We start from the raw sequence: 21,560 nt of genomic DNA, 5'->3' as shown, positions 1-21,560 counted from the left end.
GGATGATTCACTTGACCGCGCCAGCGGTGAGGCCGGCGACGAAGTAGCGCTGCAGGGCCAGGAACCCGACGACGACCGGGATGCTGACCACCAACGAGGCCGCCATGATCTGGTTCCAGTACACGTTGAACTGGGTGGAGTAGCCCTGCAGGCCGACGGCCAGGGTGCGGCTGCCCTCGTCGGTCATCACCGAGGCGAAGAGCACCTCACCCCAGGCGGTCATGAACGCGTACACGGTGACCGCGACGACACCGGGCACGGCAGCCGGCAGGATGACCCGGAACAGGATGCGCAGCGGCCCGGCCCCGTCGACCTGCGCCGCCTCGTCCAGCCCCCGGGGGATCGAGTCGAAGTAGCCGACCAGCATCCAGATCGAGAACGGCAGCGAGAAGGTCAGGTACGTGATCACCAGGCCGGTGCGGCTGGCGTACAACTCGATGCCGGTGGCGTTGCCCAGGTTGACGTAGATGAGGAACAGCGGCAGCAGGAACAGGATGCCGGGGAACATCTGGGTGGACAGCACCGTCACCGAGAAGACGCCCCGGCCACGGAACCGGTACCGGCTGACGGCGAACGCCGCGAAGATGGCCACCGCCACCGAGCAGACCGCCGCGATGCTCGACACCACCAGGCTGTTCACCAGGTAGCGGGCCAGCGGCACGGTGCTCCACATGTCGATGAACGGTTGCAGGGTGGGCCGGCTGGGCCACCAGGTGAAGCCGTTCTGCACGTCCTGCAACGGCTTCGCCGCGGAGGTGACCATCACGTAGAGGGGGATGACGACGAAGAGGGTGAGCAGGGTCAGCACGATGCGCCGGCCCCAACGCTCACCGGCGGTCTCACGCATGGTCGTCCCTCCGACGGTTGGTGATCAGCAGGTACGCGGCCGAGACGATCAGCAGGAACAGCAGCAGCGCCACGGACATCGCCGAGCCGGAGCCGAAGTCCCAGGTCTTGAAGGAACTGCGGTAGATGTGGATGGAGATCAGGTCGGCCTGCTCGGGTGCGGAGCCGCCGAAGAGCACGTACGGGGTGTTGAAGTCGTTGAAGGTCCACAGGAACAGCACCAGCAGCAGCACCAGGTTGACCGGCCGCAGCATCGGCAGGGTGACCGAGCGCAGGCGCCGCCAGAACCCGGCACCGTCGATCGCGGCGGCCTCGTACAGCTCGCCGGGCACGTTCTGCAGGCCGGCCATCAGGCAGAGGAACGCGAACGGCCAGTTGCGCCACACCGACACCACCAGCAGCGACCAGAAGCTGTTGTCGCCGATCAGCCAGAACGGCCGCTCGTTGAGCAGCCCGAGCTGGTCGACGAGGACGTGGTTGACCAGGCCGGTGTCGCGTTGCAGCAGGAAGCTCCAGGTGATCACCGCGGCGTAGACCGGCAGGGCGTACGGGGTGAGGAAGAGCGCCCGCAGGATCGCCCGCCCTCGGAACGGCTTTTGCAACACGACCGCCGCCGAGATGCCGAGCAGCCAGGCGAACCCGACCGAGAGCACGCTGTAGGCCAGGGTGACCCAGAACGAGTGCAGCAGTTCCTTGCCGGCGGCGCTGTTCAGGTCGAGCGTCGCCCGGTAGTTCTCCAACCCGACGAAGGGGGCGGTGGACCAGTCGCGGATGTGAAACTGGGTCAGCTCCAGCAGGCTCATCCAGACCCCGACCACCATCGGGATCACGTGGATGGCGAGTTCCAGCACGACGGCCGGTACGAGCAGCAGGTACGGCAGGAGCGAGCGGCGCGGGCCGCGGGGCCGGCGGGCCGGTGACCCGGCCCGGGGTTCGCGCCGGTCCGCGTCCGGCGCGGTGGTGCTGGTTGCCATCGGGGTCCTCTCGGAGTCGGTGGCCGTGGCCGGGCTCAACACCCGACCACGGCCACCGGTGACGCCTGGGTCAGCGCATCTTCTGCTGCGCGTCGGTCAGCTTGGCCTTCACCGACTCCTCGGTGACCGGCTTGCCGCTGGCCGCGTCGGCGAACAGCTCCTTCATCGCGGTGCCGACCAGGGTCTCGAAGGTGCTCTCCTCGGGCACCTGCGGCAGCGGGGCCGCGGTGGTGACCAGGGTCTCCTGGATGTTCTTCTGCTCGACGGCGCTGAACGCCGGGTCGGAGCCCGCGGTCTTCACCGCCGGCAGCGAGCCGTACGTGCGGTTGAGGAGCGTCTGCTCCTCGTCGCTGGTCATGAACTTCACGAAGTTCAGCGCGCCGTCACGGTTCTTGGTGTGCTTGAAGACCGCCATGTTGATGCCGGCGACCATGCTGTTGACCTTCTTGCCGCCGGCCGGCGGGCTGGCCAGGAACGGCACCGGGGCCACCCCGTACGCGTCGGCGGGCATGTTCTGCGTCTTCAGGTTCGAGCCGGCGGACTGCCACAGCAGCATGGCGGCCTTGCCGTTGGCGAAATCGGAGACCGACTGGTTCTGCGCGTACTCGGCGTTGCTCGGGTTGGTGATCTTGTCGGCGGCCATGAAGTCGATGTAGCGCTTGATCGCCGAGACGTTCTGCGGGGTGTCGAAGGTCGGCTTGCCGGCCGAGTCGAACCACTCACCGCCGTACTGCTGGCTGAAGGTGAACGCGTGGTGGGCGTTCTCCGACGGGTTGGCGCCCTCGATCGCCAGGCCCCACTTGCCGCCGGTGCTCAGCTTCTTGCCGTACTCGGCGAGCTGCTCCCACGTGGTCGGCGCTGCGGTGATGCCGGCGTCGGCGAACGCCTTCTTGTTGTAGTACAGGCTGTACGCCATGCTGTAGAGCGGCACGGCGGCCGGCGGCTTGCCGGGGGCGCCGGCGGCGGCGAGCGCGGCGGGCACGATCCGGTCCTTGCCGCCGACGGCCTGCAACGCGGCGTCGTCGAACTCGACAAGCGCGCCGGTGGCCTGCAACGACGCCGACCAGGTGTTGCCGATGTTGACCACGTCCGGGCCCTTACCGGACGCGGCGGCCGCGAGCAGGCGGTTGAGCAGGTCCGACCAGGGGACCACCTCGACGGTGACCTTGATCCCGGTCTGCTTCTCGAACTTGTCCAGCTCCGGCTGGAGGATCGTCTTGTCAGCCTCCAGGCTGGCGCCCTGGTTGCTGGCCCAGTAGGTGAGCGTCTTCGGTGCTGCGGCGGAGTCGTCGCCGGAGCCGCCGCAGGCCGTCAGCGCGGTGGCGGCCAGTACGGCGGCGGTGAATATCCCGAGGTGTCGTCTCGACACGGTCAGCCCTTCCGGTGCGTGGTGGGGGTCCGCCGGCCTCCGTCGCCGATAGGGGGTCGGGGACGACGGGCGGCCGGCCGCGGACAGGGGTTCGGGGGTGCGCCGTCGGGGTCCGTCGGCGGTTCCCGGGAGTTACATCACGGCTTAATTTATGTCGTCATTAAAGTTGTTGGCCGGTGGGTCGTCAAGCACGAGGCGGTTACAGTCGCCTCGAACGGCCGACGGGAACGAGGTGACGAGTGGAGCTGGTGCGTGCCACCAACCGCAGCGTGCGGCTGCGCAACCGGTCCGCCCTGCTGACCAAGCTCTTCCTCGACGGCCCGCTCACCCGGCAGGACCTGGTGCGCAGCACCGGGCTGAGTCAGCCGGCGGTCAGCAACGTGGTGGCCGACCTGATCGACGAGGGGCTCGTCGCCGAGGCCGGGGCTGCCGAATCCGACGGCGGCCGGCCCAGCATGCTGCTGCGGATCGCGCCCCGCTTCGCCTTCGTGATCGGCGTGGACGTCGGCGAGACCCGGGTCCGGGTGGAGCTGTTCGACTTCGCGATGACCCTGCTCGCCAGCATCGAGTACCCGCTCGACCCGGTCCGCACCGAGCCCGACCTGGTGGCCGGGCACGTGCTGGCCGGTATCGACGCGGTGACCGGGCGGGCCGGGGTGGCGGCGGGCGACGTGCTCGGCGTCGGTATCGGCGTCTCCGGCGTGGTCGAGCAGGGCATCGAGGCCGTCGTGGACGCCCAGGCCCTCGGTTGGGACCGGGTGCCGCTGGAGCGCCTGATCGGCGCCGGCACCAACCTGCCGCTGCACATCGACAACGGCGCGAAGACCCTCGGCCAGGCCGAGATGTGGTTCGGCGCCGGCCGGGGTGCCCGGCACGCCGTCTTCGCGCTGGTCGGCTCCGGCGTGGGCGCGTCGGTGGTGACCAACGGTGCCACCTACCGGGGTGCGTCCAGCAGCGCGGGGGAGTGGGGCCACACCACCCTGGTGTACGGGGGCCGGGCCTGCCGGTGCGGCGCGCGCGGCTGCCTGGAGGCGTACGTGGGTGCGGAGGCGATCATCGACCGGTACCGGGAGGCGCGCCGGGGCCGAGCGGTGCCGGGTGACGACGAGGAGTCCCAGATCGCCGCGCTGGTCGCCGCCGGTGAGACCTCGACCACCGCCCGGCGGGTGCTGGACGACACCGCCGGCTACCTCGGCGCCGGGGTGGCCAACCTGATCAACCTGTTCAACCCGGAGCGGGTGGTGCTCGGCGGCTGGGCGGCGATGGCGCTGGGCGACCTGCTGCCGGCCGTCCGGGAGGCCGCCGGACGGCAGGCGCTGCGCCAGCCGTACGCGCAGGCGTCGATCGAGCTGTGCCGTCTCGGGGTGGACGCGGTGGCGTTGGGCGCCGCCACGCTGCCGATCGCCCGGTTTCTCACCGAGGGTGGCGTCCGCCGCTGACCCGACGGCAGCCTCCGTACTGAGGGCGAACCGCCCATAGCTAACCTTCGGGATAAATAACAGTGTTATAGATCGATGTCTTGACGCCGTCGCAATCGCGCCGCAACACTCCTACGAGAGCGCTCTCCACCCCGTGACGCCGCATCGGCGGCACCACCCACGGCATCACGGGCGAGCCCGATCCCACCTGCGCGTCGTCCGGAACCCCCTATCGACAGGCGATGTCATGACATCTCGTGCTACATCCGTACGCCCGCGTCCCCGGCGTGCCGTCCGCCACCTGCTCCTCGGGCTCACCGTCGCCCTGGTCGCGGCGCTCACCCCGACCGGCGCCACCACACCCGCGCAGGCCGCGCCCACCCTGCTCTCCCAGGGCCGCCCCGCCACCGCCTCGTCCACCGAGAACGCCGGCACCCCAGCCGCCGCGGCCGTCGACGGCAACACCGGCACCCGCTGGGCCAGCGCGTTCAGCGACCCGCAGTGGCTCCAGGTCGACCTGGGCACCCGGGCCACCATCAGTCAGGTGAACCTGCTCTGGGAGGCCGCCTACGGTCGCGCCTTCCAGCTCCAGACGTCCGACGACGGTGCCACCTGGACGACGATCTACTCGACCACCACCGGCACCGGCGGCACCCAGAACCTCACCGTCACCGGCGCCGGCCGCTACGTGCGGATGTACGGCACCGCCCGGGGCACCGGCTACGGCTACTCGCTCTGGGAGTTCCAGGTCTACGGCGAGACCGGCGGCAGCACGCCGACCTGCGGCGGCACCAACGTCGCCCAGGGCAGCCCGGCCACCGCCTCGTCCATTCAGGATGCCGGCCTTGCGGCGTCCGCCGCCGTCGACGGCAACCCGGGCACCCGGTGGGCCAGCGCCGCCAGCGACCCGCAGTGGCTGCGCGTCGACCTCGGCAGCACCCGGACGATCTGCCGGGTGGTGCTCACCTGGGAGGCCGCGTACGCCCGGGCCTTCCAGCTCCAGACCTCGGCCGACGGTGCCACCTGGACCACGATCTACTCGACCACCACCGGCACCGGTGGGACGCAGTCCCTCGCCGTCACCGGCAGTGGCCGCTACCTGCGGATGTACGGCACCGTCCGGGGCACCGCCTACGGCTACTCACTCTGGGAGTTGGCGGTGAACACGACCGGCGGCACCAGCGAGCCCCCGGTCGACACGACCGACCCGCGTAACCCCAACCTCGGGCCGAACACGTTCGTCTTCGACCCGAGCACGCCCACCGCCACCATCCAGAGCCGACTGAACACCCTCTTCACCCAGCAGGAAACCAACCAGTTCGGCCCGCAGCGCTACGCGGTTCTGTTCAAGCCCGGCACCTACACCGCGGACGTCAACCTCGGCTTCTTCACCCAGGTCGCCGGCCTCGGCCTGAGCCCGGACGACGTCAACCTCAACGGCCACGTCCGCACCGAGGCGTTCTGGATGGGCGGCAACGCCACCCAGAACTTCTGGCGGGCCGCGGAGAACCTCTCGGTCACCCTGCCCGCCGGGCAGACCGTGGAGCGCTGGGCGGTGTCCCAGGCCGCGCCGTACCGCCGGATGCACCTGCGCGGCGCGCAGAACCAGATCCAGCTCTGGAACGGCGGCGACGGTTGGTCCAGCGGTGGTCTGCTGGCCGACACCCGCATCGACGGACTGGTCGTCTCCGGCTCGCAGCAGCAGTGGTACTCCCGCAACAGCGAGTTCGGCAACGGCTGGACCGGCTCGGTGTGGAACATGGTCTTCCAGGGCGTCACCGGCGCCCCGCCACCGAGCTTCCCCAACCCGTCGCACACCGTCATCGGCCAGACCCCGCAGGTGCGGGAGAAGCCGTTCCTCTACGTCGACGGCACCGGTGAGTACCGGGTCTTCGTGCCGGCGCTGCGGACCAACTCGGTCGGCACCAGCTGGTACAACAAGACCCCGGCCGGCTCGTCCATCTCGCTGTCGCAGTTCTTCGTCGTCCAGGCCGGCACCAGCGCCGCCACCATCAACGCGGCCCTCGCCCAGGGCAAGCACCTGCTCTTCACCCCGGGCGTGCACCACGTCACCGAGCCGATCCAGGTCAACCGGGCCGACACGGTGATCCTCGGCCTCGGCCTGGCCACCATCCAGGCCGACAACGGCACCGTCGCGATGCGGGTGGCCGATGTGGACGGCGTCAAGGTGGCCGGCCTCATGTTCGAGGCCGGCACGACCAACTCGCCGGTGCTGATGGAGGTCGGGCCGTCCGGTTCGTCCGCGAGCCACGCCGCGAACCCGACCTCGCTGCACGACGTGTTCTTCCGCATCGGCGGGCCGCACGTCGGCAAGGCCACCAACACGCTGACCGTCAACAGCGACAACGTGATCGGCGACCACATGTGGCTGTGGCGGGCCGACCACGCCGCCTCCGGCGTACCCACCGGGTGGACGCTGAACACCGCCGACACCGGGCTCACGGTCAACGGCGACAACGTCACCATGTACGGCCTCTTCGTCGAGCACTACCAGAAGTACCAGACGGTCTGGAACGGCAACGGCGGCCGGACGTACTTCTACCAGAACGAACTGCCGTACGACCCGCCCAACCAGGCGGCCTGGATGAACGGGTCGACCCGGGGTTATGCCGCGTACAAGGTCGCGGATTCGGTGACCAGCCACCAGGCGTGGGGACTCGGCAGCTACAGCTACTTCAACGTCAACCCCGCGGTGGTCGAGGAGCGATCCTTCGAGGTGCCCACCAACCCGAACGTGCGCTTCACGAACATGGTCACCGTCTCGCTCGGTGGCGTCGGCACCATCAACCGGGTGATCAACAACGCCGGTGGCACCGCTAACGCGGCCAACCAGACGGTGTACCTGACCACCTACCCCTGACCGGGGCACCCGCGCCGGCCCGGTCGTAGCACCGACCGGGTTGGCCGGGTCGCCACCGTGGGCCGAGCCGGCCCGGTCCCGCCGAGACCGGGCCGGCCTCGGTCGGGCCCGCTCACACCGCCAGCACCTCGGCCGCCGCCCGCTCACCGGCCCGCACCGCGCCCTCCAGGTAGCCGGTCCAGCGGGTCGCCGTCTCGGTGCCCGCCCAGTGCACCCGCCCCACCGGTGCCCGCAACTGCGGGCCGTACGTGCTCCAGGTCCCCGGGGTGAGCGCACCGGAGAAGCAGCCCCGCGTCCACTCCTCGGCCGACCAGTCGTACTCCACCAGCTCCATCGGGTCACCGGCCCGCGGCCCGACCACGGTGGCGAACGCGTCCAGCAGACACCGTCGACGCTGCTCAGAGGACATCTCGCGCAGCGCGGCGGCGTTCGAGGAGTAGCTGAACCCGGTCAGCACCCCGAGCGGCGAGGTCGGGGTGGAGTTGTCGACCGTCTCGGTGAGCGGACCGGCGCTGCTGGTGGCCACCCCGGAGAGTCCGTCGGCACGCCAGAACGGCTCCGGGTAAACGGCGTGCACCTTCAGCGCCGAGCCCATCGGCATCCGCTGGGTCAGCCCGTCGCGCAGCGCGGGCAGCGGCGGGTCGTACCGGATCCGGCTGGCCAGCGCCGGCGCCAGCGCGACCACCACGGCGTCGCCGTCGACGCGCCCGGTGTTGGTCCACGCCGTCACCCCGTCGATGGTCTGTGCGATCGCCCGCACCGGTGTGGCCAGCGTCAGAGTCCCCGGCGGCAGGGCCGCGGCCATCCGTTCGGCGAGCGCCGGCGGCCCACCCACGATCCGGTCCTGTTGCGCGCCGCCGGCCATCCCCAGCAACGGCCCGGTGCCGCCGGCGCTGCGCAGGTAGAACAGCAGGTGCAACAGGGACAACTCGTCCGCGCCGGTGGCCAGCAGCCCTCCGGCGAGCAGTCGCCCGAGGTAGTCGGCGGTGTCGCCGTCCCCGGCCGTGGCGCGCAGCCAGCCGCCGAGGATCGTCCGGTCCCACTGCGTGGCCTCCGGCGCCTGCCAGGGCGCGGCCGGGTCCAGCCGTGCGGCGTACTCGTCGAGCAGGCGGAACACCCGACCGGCCTGCGCTGGTGGCTCGGTCCGGCGCTGGCCCGCCCAGAGCAGGGTGGGCGCGCCGACCGCCGCCGACGGGAAGGTGGCCAGCCTGTGCTCGGCGACCAGCGCGTACATCCGGTCCTGGGTCGGGCCGATCCACTGCGCGCCCAGGTCGAGTTGGGTGCCGTCGGGCAGCCAGCGGGTCAGCACCCGCCCGCCCACCCGGTCGCGGGCCTCCAGCACCCGCACGTGGGCGCCGGCGCGGGTGAGCGCCAGCGCGGCGGCAAGGCCGGAGAAGCCGGCGCCGACCACGATCACCCGGATGCCGTCGGTCACGGCGCGGCTTACCCGCAGCCGCCCGGCGCATGACTCCCGGTGCCGATCGAAGGGCTGATCACGCCACGGCAGCGTGGGGTCTCGCACCCCTGTCCCCGCGTCCTTTGCTCTGCTTCAACCCACGCGACACTCGACCCCCCTCATCGTTGCGTCCGGTGAAGCAGAGCAAAGCAGGCGCCGACACCGGGGCCGGGGCGGCCCTCGAGATTTCTTGCGGCGGCCTGTCGATCCGGGCGGCGGCCGAACGTGTGGAGGATGAGAAGTCGGCGACCGGCCGACCCCGCGAGGAGGACCGATGACGCTCTACCTGCTCAGCCTTCACCAGCCCCAGGGTGAGCTGCCCCCCGACCCGGAGTTCCTGGCCGGGGTGATGCGCCAGCTCGGCGAGCTGCGCGACGAGCTGGCGTCCACCGGGTCGTGGGTCTTCGGCCAGGGTCTGCACGGCCCGGAGAGCGCCACCGTGCTGCGCGCCCGCGACGGCGACGTCCTGATCACCGACGGCCCGTTCGTCGAGGGCAAGGAACACCTGGGCGGCATCACCATCATCGACGTGCCGGACCTGGACGCCGCCCTCGACTGGGGCCGCCGCTACGCGTTGGCCACCACGCTGCCGATCGAGGTCCGCCCCTTCCACGGTGGGAACGGAGACTGACCGTGCCGGATGTGGAGGCGGTGTTCCGCGCGGAGTACGGGCGCACGGTCGCCGTCCTGGTTCGCCTCCTCGGCGACCTCGACCTCGCCGAGGAGGCCGTCCAGGAGGCTTTCGCCGTCGCGGTGGCGCGGTGGCTGACCACCGGCCCGCCGCCCAGTCCGGCCGGTTGGATCATCACCACCGCCCGGAACCGGGCAATCGACCGGCTGCGCCGCGAGGCGTCCCGGGCCGACCGGCACGCCCAGGCGGCCCTGCTGTTCGCCGCCGACGGACCCGTTGAGGAGGGACCTGTGCGCGACGACCGGCTGCGTCTGATCTTCACGTGCTGTCATCCGGCGCTCGCTCCGGCCGCCCGGGTCGCGCTCACCCTGCGCCTACTCGGTGGCCTGAGCACCGCCGAGATCGCCCGGGCCTTACTGAACGCCCGTCAACTCCGTACATGGGTACGCCGGTCGCCTGCCGTGGCCTACGGCCGTCACCCTCGCGTCTCGGCCGTGCCGGTCGCTAGCGGGGGCCAAGCGGGGCGAGCCATCGCGGCGAGCGAGGCGGCCGGGCCGACGGGGTAGCTGCAGGGTAGGCATCGCGCTCAACTCCGCCATGAGCGCGCATCGCCAGAAGCGGATGCCACGACGGGTCGACCCGAACGTCGTGACATGGGCCCGGTGCTGGATCATCGGTTCATGACGAGCCGGGGACACGGGGATTTGCAGTTCGTTCGTGCGACGCCCGCCGATGTGGCGCAGGTCGTGGCGGTGCTCGACCACGCCGCGGCGTGGCTCACGGCCTCCGGCATCCGGCAATGGCCCGACCGATTCGATACGGAGTGGATTACACCGTCCGTTGAGCACGGAGAGACCTGGCTGGTACGGGCCGACGGTCGCACGGCGGGCACGGTGACGCTGGACTGGGCCGATGCCCTGTGGAGCGACTGTGTGGGCAGCGCTGGATACGTGCACCGCATGGCGGTGGAACGGTGGGCCGCGGGTACGGGGCGCGCCATCCTGACCTGGGCTGCCGATCAATCGCGCGCCCACGACGCCGCTGCGCTGCGGCTCGACTGCGTGGCCGCCAATCCTGGTTTGCGGGCATACTACGAGGCCGCTGGCTTTCACCACCGGGGCGATGTCGAAGTCGGGGGTGCACCGGGTCAGCGCAGCGACGGCGGCATGCGAACGCTCGTCAGTCGTTACGAGCTACAGCTCTGACGACGTCCAACTCTCGCAAGTACATCGGCATGCCCGGATGCCAGCGGGAGCCACAGTCGGCTACAAGCCGTGATGGCTTCCTTGGGCAGCGCGCACGAACGGCGGCATGTCCGCGCACTCGATCAAGCGGTCGCATCCCGCCGCGACGTATCCGATCGCTGCCCTTTCCCAGGTTCCTCGGCGGCATGAGCGAGCGTCTGCGGCGGTGCTCAGTGACCGAGGACTGTGCGCGGGCGGCGGTGGCGTTGTCGCCGAGCGGGGCGCTGCCGGACCAGACGACGCGGAGGCCGGCGCGGTGTCGGGGGCGGCCGGCGAGCGCTCGGAGCGTTTCGACCGACATCCATACGCCGTCGGCGTCGTCGTCGGGGTCGGCGGCGTCGTCGTGACTGTCGGTGTTCACCGTGGTGCTCCTGGGTAGCTCTGAATTAATCGCGCAACGTCACTAGATCTGGTCTCGGAAGTGGCGCACCTGAGTGCACTTTTGCTGCTGGCGGTGGGCGCGGCCGTGGGGTGGCCGGCGGCCGTACTTGGCTGCTGACCTGCACGAACGGGCCGACCGCTGGCGCGCGACGGTGAGCGCTGCGGCCGGCTCGTTGGCGGGCCGGTCATCAATTCAAGCTCGGCGCGCAGCGAGCGGCGCAGGGCACGGGCGGCAGCGAATGCGGTCTCATCATCGGCGTCGTCGGCGGCGGGCATCGCGCGCTCGGCCTGCCGGATGGCGTCGGCGAGGTCGGCACGCCGGCGTCGGGCGCAGTGGTCACCTCCTGGACGTCGGCGGCGTACAGGTCGCCTGCCAGGCTCAGGAATCGCTCGGTGACGATCGCGTCGAGGTCGGCGACGCGGATCGATACGCCACGGGAGCACTGGTCACGCCCGCGACGGTCGCAGCGGTACCGCTTGTGTCCCTGGTTGTCGGTCGCGACGGTCAGTGGTCCGCCGCAGTTGCCGCAGCGGGCGATGCCTCCGCTGAACAGGTACAGCGCGGGCGGGCGGCCGGTGGGGGCTGTGCCGTCGGGGCGTTCCCAGCCGTCGCGCTGCTTGGTGCGGCGCCGAGGCGATCCGGCTGACCCGGCTGCTGGTCGCGCTGATGCCGGACGAGCCCGAGGCGCTCGGCCTGCTCGCACTGATGCTGCTCACCGAGTCCCGCCGTGCCGCGCGGACCACCGCCGACGGTGAGCTGGTGCCGCTGCCCCGGCAGGACCGGGGCCGGTGGAGCGCCGAGCTCAGCACCGAAGGGCAGTCGCTGGTCCGCCGCTGCCTGCGCCGCGACCAGCCCGGGCCGTACCAGATCCAGGCCGCGATCGCCGCCGTGCACAGCGCCGCGCTGCGTGGCGCCGACACCGACTGGGGTCAGATCCTTCAGCTGTACGACCAGCTGACGGCGGTCGCCCCCGGTCCGGTGGTGGCACTGAACCGGGCGGTCGCGCTCGCCGAGGTGGCCGGGCCGGCGGTGGCGCTGGCCGAGGTGGACCGGCTCGACCTGGACGGCTACCACGTTCACCATGCGGTCCGCGCCGACCTGCTGGCCCGGCTCGGCTGGGACGCGGAGGCCGTCGACGCGTACCGGACGGCCGTCGCGTTGACGGACAACGCGGCGGAACGGGCCTTCCGCACCGCCCGCGCGGCGGCCCTGGCGACATCCTGAGCGCGCGTTTGCCCCGGCGTCGGGCCGGGAAACCGTGCCGCCCCGGCCGTTGGTTCACCCGCGGCCGCAGGAGCGGATGGAGGCGGCCATGGCGTACCGTCCGGCGATCGCCGACACCGTGCCCGACCTGTCCACCCTCACGCTCGGCGTGGAGGAGGAGTTCCTGCTGCTCGACCCGGACAGCGGGCGGAACCTGCCGGTGGCCGACCAGGTGCTGACCGCGCTGCGCGGCTCCGCCCGGGACCAGAGCCGCCAGGAGTTCCGGCACAGCATGGTGGAGATGGTCACGCCCGTCTGCGCCGACCTCACCGAGCTGCGCGCGCACCTGGTGGCGCTGCGCCGCTCCGCCGCCGAGGCCGCCACGGCGGCCGGGGCCCGGCTGGTGGCGGTCGGCGCCACCCCGGTAGCCGAGCCGCACCGGACGGTGCCCGACAAGCCGCGCTACCACGCGATGTCGCGCCGGTACGGTCCGGTGGCACACGACCCGGCGGTGTGCGGCTGTCACGTGCACATCGGGCTGCCCGACCGGGAACTGGCCGTGCAGGTCTGCAACCACCTGCGGGCGTGGCTGCCGGTGGTGCAGGCGATCACCACCAACTCGCCGCTGCACGACGGGCAGGACACCGGCCACGCCAGCTGGCGGTCCATGCAGCTGGAACGCTGGCCCAGCATCGGCCCGACGCCGTACTTCGACTCCGCCGCCGACTACGACCGGACCGTCGACGAGCTGATCGCCGCTGGCATCATGCTCGACGCCGCGATGGTCTACTGGTACGCCCGGCCGTCGACGGCCTACCCGACCGTGGAGGTGCGGGTGGGGGACGTCTGCCCCGACGTGGACGACGCGGTGCTGGTCGCCGCGCTGGTCCGGTCACTCGTCGCCACCCTCGCCGACGACGTACGCGCCGGGGTGACCGCCCCGCGTACCCGCGACTGTCTGGTCGCCGCAGCGCACTGGCGGGCCGCCCACGACGGCCTCGACGGCGAGCTGATCGACCTGCGCGCCGGCGGCACCCGATCGGCCTGGGCGCTCGTCGACGAGTTGATGGCGGCGATCTCCCCGGCCCTGCTGCGTCACGGCGACCTGGGGTACGTGCTGGCACAGCTGGCCCGGCTGCGCCGTGACGGCACCGGCGCGACCCGGCAGCGCCGGGTGCTGGAGCGCACCGGTGAACTGCGCGCGGTCATCGACGACCTGGCCGCACGCACGACTGCGGCCTGACCGCCCGTTGCGGCCGACCCGCGGCCTCGCGGTTGCGGCTCAGCGGATGTCGTGCGTCTGCAGCCACAGCTCGAGGAGCCCGAGCTGCCACAGCTTGTTGCTGCCGGCCGCCGCCTCGGCCCGGTCCGGCTCGGCGAGCAGGCGTGCCACGTACTCCGGGCGGAACAGCCCCCGCTCGCGCGCGGCCGGCGCCTGCAACGCCTCGGCGACCAGCTCGCGCACCGGGCCGGCCACGTTGCGCAGCGCCGGCACCGGAAAGTAGCCCTTCGGACGGTCGATCACCTCGGCGGGCAGCACCTCCCGGGCGACCTCCTTGAGGACGCCCTTGCCGTTCTGGGCGACCTTGTGCTCGGGCGGGCAGTGCGCGGCCAGGGTGACCAGATCCTGATCGAGGAAGGGAGTGCGCACCTCCAACCCCCACGCCATGCTCATGCTGTCCACCCGCTTGACCGGGTCGTCGGGAAGTATCAGGTGGGTGTCCAGGCGCAGCACGGCGTCCAGCGCGGTCTGTGCCCCGGGCGCGGCGAGATGCCCGGCGAGCAGGTCCCGGCTGGCGTCGTGCTCCAGCGCGTACGCCGGGCCGACGATGCTGCACAGCTCGTCGTGGTCGTGGTCGAAGAAGGCGGCGGCGAACGTCTCGGCGGCGCCGTGCCGGGGTGCCTCGGTGAGCGGCTGGTGATAGCCGTAGCCGGCGAACACCTCGTCGGCGCCCTGCCCCGACTGTGCCACCTTCACGTGCCGCGCCACCTGCTCGGAGAGCAGATGGAAGGCGACCACGTCGTGGCTGCCCATCGGCTCGGTCATCGCCAGCACGGCACGCCGCACGGCGGGCACCAGGTCGTCGTCGGCCAGCCGAATCCGGTGGTGGTCGGTGTCGTACGCGCGGGCCACCAGGTCGGAGTAGTGGAACTCGTCGCCGGATTCGCCGTCGCGGCTGTCGAAACCGATGCTGAACGTCCGCAGGTGCTGCTGGCCCGCCTCGGCGAGCAGCGCCACGATGAGGCTGGAGTCCAGTCCACCGGAGAGCAGCACGCCGACCGGTACGTCGGCGACCAGCCGTCGGCGTACCGCCGCGCGCAGCGCGTCCCCGATGGCGGCCCGCCAGTCGGCGGCGTCCATCCCCGCGTCGGCGGGCTCCCGCACGTAGTCAGGTCGCCAGTACACCTCCTCGCGGCTGCGCCCGTCCGCCTCGATCACCCGCAGGGTGGCCGGTGGCAGTTTCCGCACGCCGCGCAGCACGGTGCGCGGGGCGGGCACGATGGAGTGCCAGGACAGGTAGTGGTGCAGCGCCACCGGGTCGATGCCGGTGTCGACGTCGCCGGCCCGTAACAGCGCGGGCAGGGTGGAGGCGAACCGGAGTCGCCCGGGTGTCTCGGCGAGGTAGAGCGGTTTGATGCCGAGCCGGTCCCTAGCCAGGATCAGCCGCCGCCGCACCCGGTCGACCAGCCCGATCGCGAACATGCCGACCAGGTGGTCGACGAAACGTTCACCCCAGTGCGCGTACGCCACCAGGATCACCTCGGTGTCGCTGGTGGAGTGGAAGGCGTACCCGGCGCGGCGTAGCTCCTCGCGCAGCTGGGGGTAGTTGTAGATGCAGCCGTTGAAGACCAGCGCCAGGCCCAGGTCGTCACGGACCATCGGTTGCCCGCCCGCGTCGGACAGGTCGATGATGGTCAGCCGGCGGTGCCCGAGGGTTACCCAGCCGTCACTGAACAGGCCCTCGTCGTCCGGGCCGCGCGAGCGCATCGCCTCGGTCATCCGGGTGACCGCCGCCGCGTCGGGCGACCGGCCGTCGAAGCGCGCCTCCCCGCTGATCCCGCACATCAGGTGTGGTGGTTGTTCGTCAGATGGGACACGCATCCTCCGGTTTACCTCACCCCGGCCCGTGCTGGCCGGTCCCGCCGACCGAACGGGGCCGCTGGCTACCCGTGCGCGGGGTGGACAAACCCGTCAGGCGCGCAGGGTGCGCAGGATGCGGGCCAACTCGGCTCGGTCGGTGTCGTTGAGGTGGCCGAAGAAGCGATCGGCCTCGGCCCGGCGGGCGGTCCGGATGGCGGCGCTGACGCGGTCGCCCTCCTCGGTGAGCGCGACCAGGGTCGCCCGCCGGTCGGCGGGGTCGGGTCGGCGTTCGACGAGCCCACGGGTCTGGAGGTCGTCGACGACCTCGGTGGCCGAGCGGGGTGCGATGCGCAGGTGCTCGGCGAGTGTGCCGGGACGGACCTCGCCGTGCCGGCCCAGCACGCCGAGCGCCCGGGACTGGCTGGGGGTGATGTCCCAGGGTGCCAACGACTCCCGCGTCTGGCGGCGCAAAAGGGACGCCACGGCCCAGAACGTCTCGGCCAGGCTCTCGTGGTCGGCGTTGTCGGTGGTGTCCTCGGTCACCGGAATACCGTAGCAGCCGATACGGTTGTTTCCTCATGATGAGGTAACCTCAGCATCTCCCGCAGGGAAAGGTGTACCCCCTTGGAATCCACCCCCATGGGCCGCGACCGTGGCCACCGCACCCTCAGCGCCGAAGAGAAGATGCAGGCCCGTCAGGTGTCGCTGCGCCGCATCGGCCGCCTGTTCACCCCCCACCGGCCCGCACTGGTCACCGTCACCGCGATCATCGTGATCTCCTCGATCATTGCGATGGCCAGTCCGTTCCTGCTGCGCGCCGTGATCGACCAGGCCCTCCCGCAGGGCGACGTGACCCTGCTGGTCTGGCTGGTCCTCGGCATGGTCGCCGTGGCGGCGGTGACCTCCGCCCTCGGCGTCGTACAGACCTGGATCTCCACCCAGGTCGGCCAGCAGGTCATGCACCGGCTGCGCACCGACGTCTTCAGCCACCTCCAGCGCCAGTCGCTCGGCTTCTTCACCCGCACCCGCACGGGCGAGGTGCAGTCCCGGATCACCAACGACATCGGCGGCATGCAGTCGGTGGTCACCTCCACCGCCACCGCCGTCGCGTCCAACCTCACCACCGTGGTCGCCACCGTGGTCGCCATGGTCGCGCTCTCCTGGCAGCTCTCCCTGGTCTCGCTCGTGGTGCTGCCACCGGCGATCTGGCTGACCCGCCGGGTCGCCCGGATGCGCCGCGAGATCACCGCCCAGCGGCAACACGAACTCGCCGACCTCAACGTCACCGTCGAGGAAGGGCTCTCGATCAGCGGGGTGCAACTGGCCAAGACCCTCGGCACCGGCCCCGCGCTGATCGACCGGTTCACCGCCTCGTCGGCCCGCCTCGTCGACCTGGAGCTGCGCAGCGAGCTGGCCGGCCGCTGGCGCATGGCCTCGATGAGCATCATCTTCGCCGCCGTACCGGCGGTCATCTACCTCGCCGCCGGCCTGCCCGGCACCGCCGGCACGCTGAGCATCGGCACCCTGGTCGCCTTCACCGCCCTGCAGGGCGGCCTGTTCCGGCCGCTGATGGGGCTGCTCAACGTGGGCGTCTCGCTCACCGCGTCGTTGGCGCTGTTCGCCCGGATCTTCGAATACCTCGACCTGCCGGTCGACGTGGCCGACCCCACCGAGCCGGTCCGCGTCGACCCCACCCGGGTGCGCGGCCACCTGCGCCTGGAGGACGTCACCTTCGGCTACCCGGGCAGCGACACCGCCGCGCTCGCCGGGATCACCCTCGACGTGCCCGCCGGCACCAGCCTCGCCCTGGTCGGTGAGACCGGCTCCGGCAAGAGCACCCTCGCCGGGCTGATCAGCCGGCTGCACGACCCGACCGGTGGCCGGGTAACCGTCGACGGAGTAGACCTGCGGGACCTGCGCCTGGCCGACCTGGCCGCGATCGTCGGCGTGGTCAGCCAGGAGACGTACCTGCTGCACACCACCGTCCGGGAGAACCTGCGCTACGCCCGTCCGGATGCCACCGACGCGGAGATCGAGGACGCCGCCCGTGCGGCCCAGATCCACGACCTGATCGCCGGGCTGCCCGACGGGTACGACACCACGGTCGGCTCACGCGGCCACCGGTTCTCCGGCGGCGAGAAGCAGCGCCTCGCGATCGCCCGTACGCTGCTGCGCGACCCGCGCATCCTGGTCCTCGACGAGGCCACCAGCGCGCTGGACACCGACACCGAACGGGCCGTGCAGCGCGCGTTCGACGTGCTCGCCGAGGGGCGGACCACGATCACCATCGCGCACCGGCTCTCCACCGTCCGCGACGCCGACCAGATCGCGGTGCTCGACCACGGCCGGATCGTCGAGGCCGGCACCCACGACAGCCTGCTGCACCGCAACGGCCGCTACGCCACGCTGGCCGCCTGAGCCGGGGTTGGGCACTCAGCGGCGGACGAAGTCGACCACCTCGGCCACCACGGCGGGATCGCGCAGTAGGCGACGGTGTCCGAGGCCGGAGGTGACGTGCAACCGGGCGCCGGTCCAGGCCGCCGCGATGGCCTCGCCGTCCGCGACCGGGGTGGACGCATCGTCGCGGTCGTGGACGATCAGGGCCGGCGGCACGGTGGCCCCCCGGCCGAGCAGGGGCACGTCGAAGTGGTGCATCGGTGCGCCCACCCGCCGCTCAATGCGGGCGACGAGCCGCCGGTGGGTGCGTTCACCGAGATTGAGTACGGCCGCGAACTGCCGCGCGTACGACGCGGGGCTGGCCATCGGGGCGAGCAGGGCGACCCGGCCGACGGGCAGGCCGTCGCAGAGCGCGACCGCCGCCGCGGTGGCCCCCATGGAGTGTGCGATGACGGCGTGCGCCGGCCCGTGTCGGGCGACGACCCCGGCCAGCGCCGCCACGAACTCGGGAATGGACGACGAGCGCGCCCCGTACCGGCCCGGGGCCGATCGGCCGTGGCTGGGTGCGTCGAAGGCCACGACCCGGTGGCCGGCGGCGACCAGCGGCGGCACGAACGGGGCGAGGTGCTCCCGCCGGCCGGCCCAACCGTGCATCAGGTAGACGACAGGCCCCGCACCCCACGCCTCCCCGACCACCTGGTGCCCGTCCACCTCGACGGCGAAGGGGTCGCCCGGTGCGGGTAGGCCGGGTCGGGCTGCCGGAGTGTCGCGCGGACGGGGCAGGGTGAACCAGATCCGCTCGGCCCACCGGGCACCGATCGCCGGTGCGGCGTGCTCCAGCACCCGAAAGCTGGCACGGACCGGCGCCGGCACGGAAAAAAGACGAACGGTCATGCTTTTTTGCGGAGCCACGGAGACCACTGGTGATACCTCTTCCGTTCGGGGGAGATGGGTCGTGCGGGGTCTGTTCAGGGGGATGGTGTCGTGCGGGCTGCGACCAGCAACGCCTCGACGGCGCGTCGGGCCCGGCTCTCCGCCCGCTCGTCGCCGAGCAGCCGGAGCGCGTGGTGACAGGCGAGGATCACGCCGTAGAAGTCCTGAGCGAACTGCTCCGGGTCGGCGTCGACGCGGAACTGGCGATCGCTGACGCCGCCGCGGAAGATGGTCGCGATCATGTCGAACATGTCGCGTTGATCGTGGACCAGCCGGTCGCGCACCGCGCCGGGCTGGTCGTCGAAATCGGTCGCGGCAGCCACGAACGGGCAGCCACCGGGTCGGGCGTCCCACTCCAGCCACCGGTCCAGCAGCTCGCGCACCCTCGGCTCGCCACGCGCGGCGCGTAGGGCCGGCCGGGCCACCGCGTCCTCGAACCCGGCGCGGGCATGGTCGAGGACCTGGAGCTGAAGCGCCTCCTTGGAGCGGAAGTGCCCGAACAGCCCGCTCTTGGAGAGCTGCGTCTGCTCCGCGAGTGAGCCGATGGTCAGCCCACTCAAACCGACCCGGCGCGCGACCTCGACCGCCTGGTCGAGCACCGCGAGTCGGGTCTCGTCCCCCTTGCCCATGGAAACCACAAAAGCACGGTCGTACGGATTTGGCAAGGCTGGCGCACCCAACACCTCGCCGCCCAGTTCCTCCGTGTCGACGGTGAGCCCCGCCCGCACGGCCATGGCCGCCACGAGATTGAAGGCTCCATGCGGCGCACCGCGCACGTCCGACGCGAGGACCTCGTCGTCGGTCCGAACCGCTGGCTGAGGGCACCGGGTGAGTGGTCGGCCGTCCCGATGGCAATGATCGTGCTCGATCCAGGATGTAGTGCCTCGGAATGCCAGGGAGGCCCCACATTCCAGGATCGAGCACGATCTTGCTTGAGCGCGGCTCTTGCCGCCTTCGAATCGCCGTCGATCGGGAACATCTGCCCGGAGATGCTGCGGCCGTGCGGGCCGGTCAGGAAGAGGCCGACTCCGCGATGTCGGCCGGGGCGGCCGGGGTCAGACGGCCTCGAGGGACCGCTTGGCCAGGCCGAGAGAGTAGCCGTCAATGATCGTGGTCGGTGCTGCGGTGGGGTCGGTGGCGGCGCCGAGGGTGACGAACAGCGGGGTGAAGTGCTCGACGGTGGGGTGGGCGTAGGGCATGCCCGGGGCCTTGGAGCGGAACCCGGCGAGCTCGTCAACGTCGCCGCGGGCCAGCGCCCCGGCAGCCCAGTGGTCAAAGTCAGACGACCAGCCGGGCACCTTGTCGAGGTTCTGCCAGTCGATGAACGGCAACCCGTGAGTCATGTAGCCCGACCCGATCACCAGCACTCCGGACTCCCGCAGCGTCCTGAGCCGCCGGCCCAGCGCCATCAGCCGGTCCGGGTCATGGGTGGGCATGCTCAGCTGCAATACCGGGATGTCCGCGTCTGGGTACATGATCTTCAGCGGCACCCAGGCGCCATGGTCCAGACCGCGGTTGTGGTGCTCGTGGACTTTCTCGGTGTCCGGCATCAGCGCGACGACCTGCTGGGCGAGGTCCACGGCGGGTGGGGTGTCGTAGCGCATCTGGTAGTACATCGGGTGGAAGCCGCCGAAGTCGTAGACCAGATCGACCGGCCGGGTGCTGGTGATGCTCAGCGGCGCGGACTCCCAGTGCGCGGAGACGATCAGGATCGCCCGCGGTTTGGGCAGGCCCCGGGCCCAGGTGTGCAGTTGGGTCATCCAGTCGGTCATCTCGAACAGCATCGGGGCGCCGTGGCTGAGGTAGAGCGCGGGTAGCGGCCCGTCGGCCGGTGCCCACAGCCGGTGCCGTTGAGCGTTCTCAAGGGTGGCGGCCCGCTGCAGGTGCGTGCTGAACGGGTGCTGGGCGGGGATGAGCTTGTCGGCGGCCGCGGTGGTGCCGGCGGCGGCGTGGTTGGCCATCAGTGTCTCCTCGGAGAATGTGCTGTGTGGTCGAGACCTGGTGGGTGATGGCGTCACGGGCCTGACCCCTGTCCTGACTGCCGGCGCCAGTGGGCCAACGCGGCCAGGTGGCGTCCGGGCGGGTCAGGCCACGACGCCGAAGCCGCCGGTCCAGGAGACCTTCTCGTTCGAGGCAAGGCCGATCTGCAGGAAGCCGAGGGCCTCCAACTCCCGGGCCCGCTTGAGCGCGCCGGCGTCGAGGGCCTTCAGGCCGGCCGCGCTGATCACACCGATGAGGGTGGACTTGGCGTCAGCGTCGTCGCCGGCGACCAGGACGGTCGTGGTCAACGGGCCGGCGGTGCCGGCGGCCAGCGTGCCGGCGAAGTTGGTGTTGAACGCCTTGAGCACCCGGGATCCCGGCAGCTTGGCGGCGATCTCGGCGGCGGCCGAGCTGTCGGCGGGGACGGTGAGGGAGTCGAAGGTTTCGAAGTTCAGCGGGTTGGTGATGTCAACCACGATTTTGCCCGCGAGCTGCTCACCACGCTCGGCGAGCACCTGGTCGACGGCCGGGTAGGGGACCGCGAGGACGACGATGTCGCCGGTGACCGGCTTGTCGGCGTCGGCCTTGCCGAACAGTTCGACAGTGTTGCCACCCTTGGTGACGACGCTGGAGATGGCCTGGCCCATGTTGCCGGCGCCGATGATGGAGATGTGTGCCACGGGGAATTCCTCTCGAAACAGATGGTTGAACCTTCAAGTAACACCATAGCAGATTTACTTGCACGGTCAACTATTTGGGTAAGG

Annotated in this window: 18 protein-coding genes and 1 pseudogene; 8 read left to right on the top strand and 11 right to left on the bottom strand. The window is 71.3% G+C overall.

What is annotated here, in order from left to right; genetic code table 11:
• Positions 1-7: 7 nt before the first annotated feature.
• The 3 genes from OG811_RS28215 to OG811_RS28205 form a co-directional block, all read right to left on the bottom strand.
• Positions 8-847: a carbohydrate ABC transporter permease gene (locus tag OG811_RS28215; RefSeq protein WP_406070044.1), complete on the bottom strand. Its 840-nt coding sequence runs from the start codon at positions 845-847 to the stop codon at positions 8-10.
• A complete protein-coding gene (locus OG811_RS28210; RefSeq protein ID WP_406070043.1) occupies positions 840-1,820 on the bottom strand; it encodes a carbohydrate ABC transporter permease in 981 nt (326 codons plus the stop codon). The genes OG811_RS28215 and OG811_RS28210 overlap by 8 nt, the downstream gene beginning before the upstream one ends.
• 70 nt (positions 1,821-1,890) lie before the next feature.
• Positions 1,891-3,189, bottom strand: coding sequence for an ABC transporter substrate-binding protein (locus OG811_RS28205; protein WP_406070041.1), 1,299 nt, complete (start codon positions 3,187-3,189; stop codon positions 1,891-1,893).
• A gap of 239 nt (positions 3,190-3,428) precedes the next feature.
• On the opposite strand from OG811_RS28205, the gene OG811_RS28200 reads away from it, so the two are divergent.
• Both OG811_RS28200 and OG811_RS28195 read left to right on the top strand, forming a co-directional pair.
• Positions 3,429-4,628: an ROK family protein gene (locus OG811_RS28200; RefSeq protein ID WP_406070040.1), complete on the top strand. Its 1,200-nt coding sequence runs from the start codon at positions 3,429-3,431 to the stop codon at positions 4,626-4,628.
• Positions 4,629-4,854: 226 nt separating this feature from the next.
• Entirely contained in the window at positions 4,855-7,488 is a 2,634-nt protein-coding gene (locus OG811_RS28195) for a discoidin domain-containing protein (RefSeq protein ID WP_406070039.1), read from the top strand.
• 112 nt (positions 7,489-7,600) lie between these two features.
• Here the strand turns inward: OG811_RS28195 and OG811_RS28190 are convergent, their stop codons facing one another.
• Positions 7,601-9,010: a flavin monoamine oxidase family protein gene (locus tag OG811_RS28190; protein WP_406070037.1), complete on the bottom strand. Its 1,410-nt coding sequence runs from the start codon at positions 9,008-9,010 to the stop codon at positions 7,601-7,603.
• A 208-nt stretch (positions 9,011-9,218) separates the two neighbouring features.
• Here OG811_RS28190 and OG811_RS28185 point away from each other — a divergent pair, with 208 nt between their 5' ends.
• The 3 genes and pseudogenes from OG811_RS28185 to OG811_RS28175 all read left to right on the top strand — a co-directional run bounded on the left by OG811_RS28185 (position 9,219) and on the right by OG811_RS28175 (position 10,780).
• The gene (locus OG811_RS28185; RefSeq protein WP_406070035.1) at positions 9,219-9,575 is read left to right on the top strand and encodes a YciI family protein; all 357 of its coding nucleotides are present in this window, start codon (positions 9,219-9,221) and stop codon (positions 9,573-9,575) included.
• A gap of 2 nt (positions 9,576-9,577) precedes the next feature.
• Positions 9,578-9,994, top strand: a pseudogene (locus tag OG811_RS28180) (sigma factor); the annotation flags it as partial.
• 234 nt (positions 9,995-10,228) lie between these two features.
• Positions 10,229-10,780: a GNAT family N-acetyltransferase gene (locus OG811_RS28175; RefSeq protein ID WP_406070034.1), complete on the top strand. Its 552-nt coding sequence runs from the start codon at positions 10,229-10,231 to the stop codon at positions 10,778-10,780.
• 608 nt (positions 10,781-11,388) lie between these two features.
• Here the strand turns inward: OG811_RS28175 and OG811_RS28170 are convergent.
• Positions 11,389-11,904 carry a zinc ribbon domain-containing protein gene (locus OG811_RS28170; RefSeq protein WP_406070032.1) on the bottom strand — a complete coding sequence of 172 codons (516 nt, stop codon included), beginning with the start codon at positions 11,902-11,904 and terminating at the stop codon, positions 11,389-11,391.
• Between OG811_RS28170 and OG811_RS28165 the strand changes: the two genes are divergently transcribed.
• Together OG811_RS28165 and OG811_RS28160 are read left to right on the top strand one after the other, a co-directional pair.
• The gene (locus OG811_RS28165; protein ID WP_406075954.1) at positions 11,838-12,425 is read left to right on the top strand and encodes a DUF6596 domain-containing protein; all 588 of its coding nucleotides are present in this window, start codon (positions 11,838-11,840) and stop codon (positions 12,423-12,425) included. The genes OG811_RS28170 and OG811_RS28165 overlap by 67 nt on opposite strands.
• Before the next feature lie 88 nt (positions 12,426-12,513).
• On the top strand, positions 12,514-13,647 hold the full coding sequence (locus OG811_RS28160; protein ID WP_406070031.1) for a glutamate--cysteine ligase: 1,134 nt from the start codon (positions 12,514-12,516) through the stop codon (positions 13,645-13,647).
• A 39-nt stretch (positions 13,648-13,686) separates the two neighbouring features.
• On the opposite strand, the gene OG811_RS28155 is transcribed toward OG811_RS28160, so the two are convergent.
• Together OG811_RS28155 and OG811_RS28150 are read right to left on the bottom strand one after the other, a co-directional pair.
• Positions 13,687-15,471, bottom strand: a complete 1,785-nt coding sequence (locus OG811_RS28155) for an N-acetylglutaminylglutamine amidotransferase (protein ID WP_406075953.1) — start codon at positions 15,469-15,471, stop codon at positions 13,687-13,689.
• A 126-nt stretch (positions 15,472-15,597) separates the two neighbouring features.
• The gene (locus tag OG811_RS28150; protein WP_406070029.1) at positions 15,598-16,029 is read right to left on the bottom strand and encodes a MarR family winged helix-turn-helix transcriptional regulator; all 432 of its coding nucleotides are present in this window, start codon (positions 16,027-16,029) and stop codon (positions 15,598-15,600) included.
• A gap of 96 nt (positions 16,030-16,125) precedes the next feature.
• Here OG811_RS28150 and OG811_RS28145 point away from each other — a divergent pair, with 96 nt between their 5' ends.
• Positions 16,126-17,904, top strand: a complete 1,779-nt coding sequence (locus tag OG811_RS28145) for an ABC transporter ATP-binding protein (protein WP_406075951.1) — start codon at positions 16,126-16,128, stop codon at positions 17,902-17,904.
• A 15-nt stretch (positions 17,905-17,919) separates the two neighbouring features.
• On the opposite strand, the gene OG811_RS28140 is transcribed toward OG811_RS28145, so the two are convergent.
• The 4 genes from OG811_RS28140 to OG811_RS28125 all read right to left on the bottom strand — a co-directional run bounded on the left by OG811_RS28140 (position 17,920) and on the right by OG811_RS28125 (position 21,476).
• On the bottom strand, positions 17,920-18,777 hold the full coding sequence (locus OG811_RS28140; RefSeq protein WP_406070027.1) for an alpha/beta fold hydrolase: 858 nt from the start codon (positions 18,775-18,777) through the stop codon (positions 17,920-17,922).
• Between the two features lie 74 nt (positions 18,778-18,851).
• Entirely contained in the window at positions 18,852-19,550 is a 699-nt protein-coding gene (locus OG811_RS28135) for a TetR/AcrR family transcriptional regulator (RefSeq protein ID WP_406075950.1), read from the bottom strand.
• A gap of 321 nt (positions 19,551-19,871) precedes the next feature.
• Positions 19,872-20,777, bottom strand: coding sequence for a dioxygenase (locus OG811_RS28130; RefSeq protein ID WP_406070025.1), 906 nt, complete (start codon positions 20,775-20,777; stop codon positions 19,872-19,874).
• 123 nt (positions 20,778-20,900) lie between these two features.
• On the bottom strand, positions 20,901-21,476 hold the full coding sequence (locus OG811_RS28125) for an NADPH-dependent F420 reductase (protein ID WP_406070023.1): 576 nt from the start codon (positions 21,474-21,476) through the stop codon (positions 20,901-20,903).
• Positions 21,477-21,560 lie beyond the last annotated feature (84 nt).

It is taken from the genome of Micromonospora sp. NBC_01638 (assembly GCF_045209745.1).
Classification (GTDB): domain Bacteria; phylum Actinomycetota; class Actinomycetes; order Mycobacteriales; family Micromonosporaceae; genus Micromonospora.
Note: the sequence above shows the minus strand (reverse complement) of the source record. Positions and strands in the feature narration are given on the sequence as shown.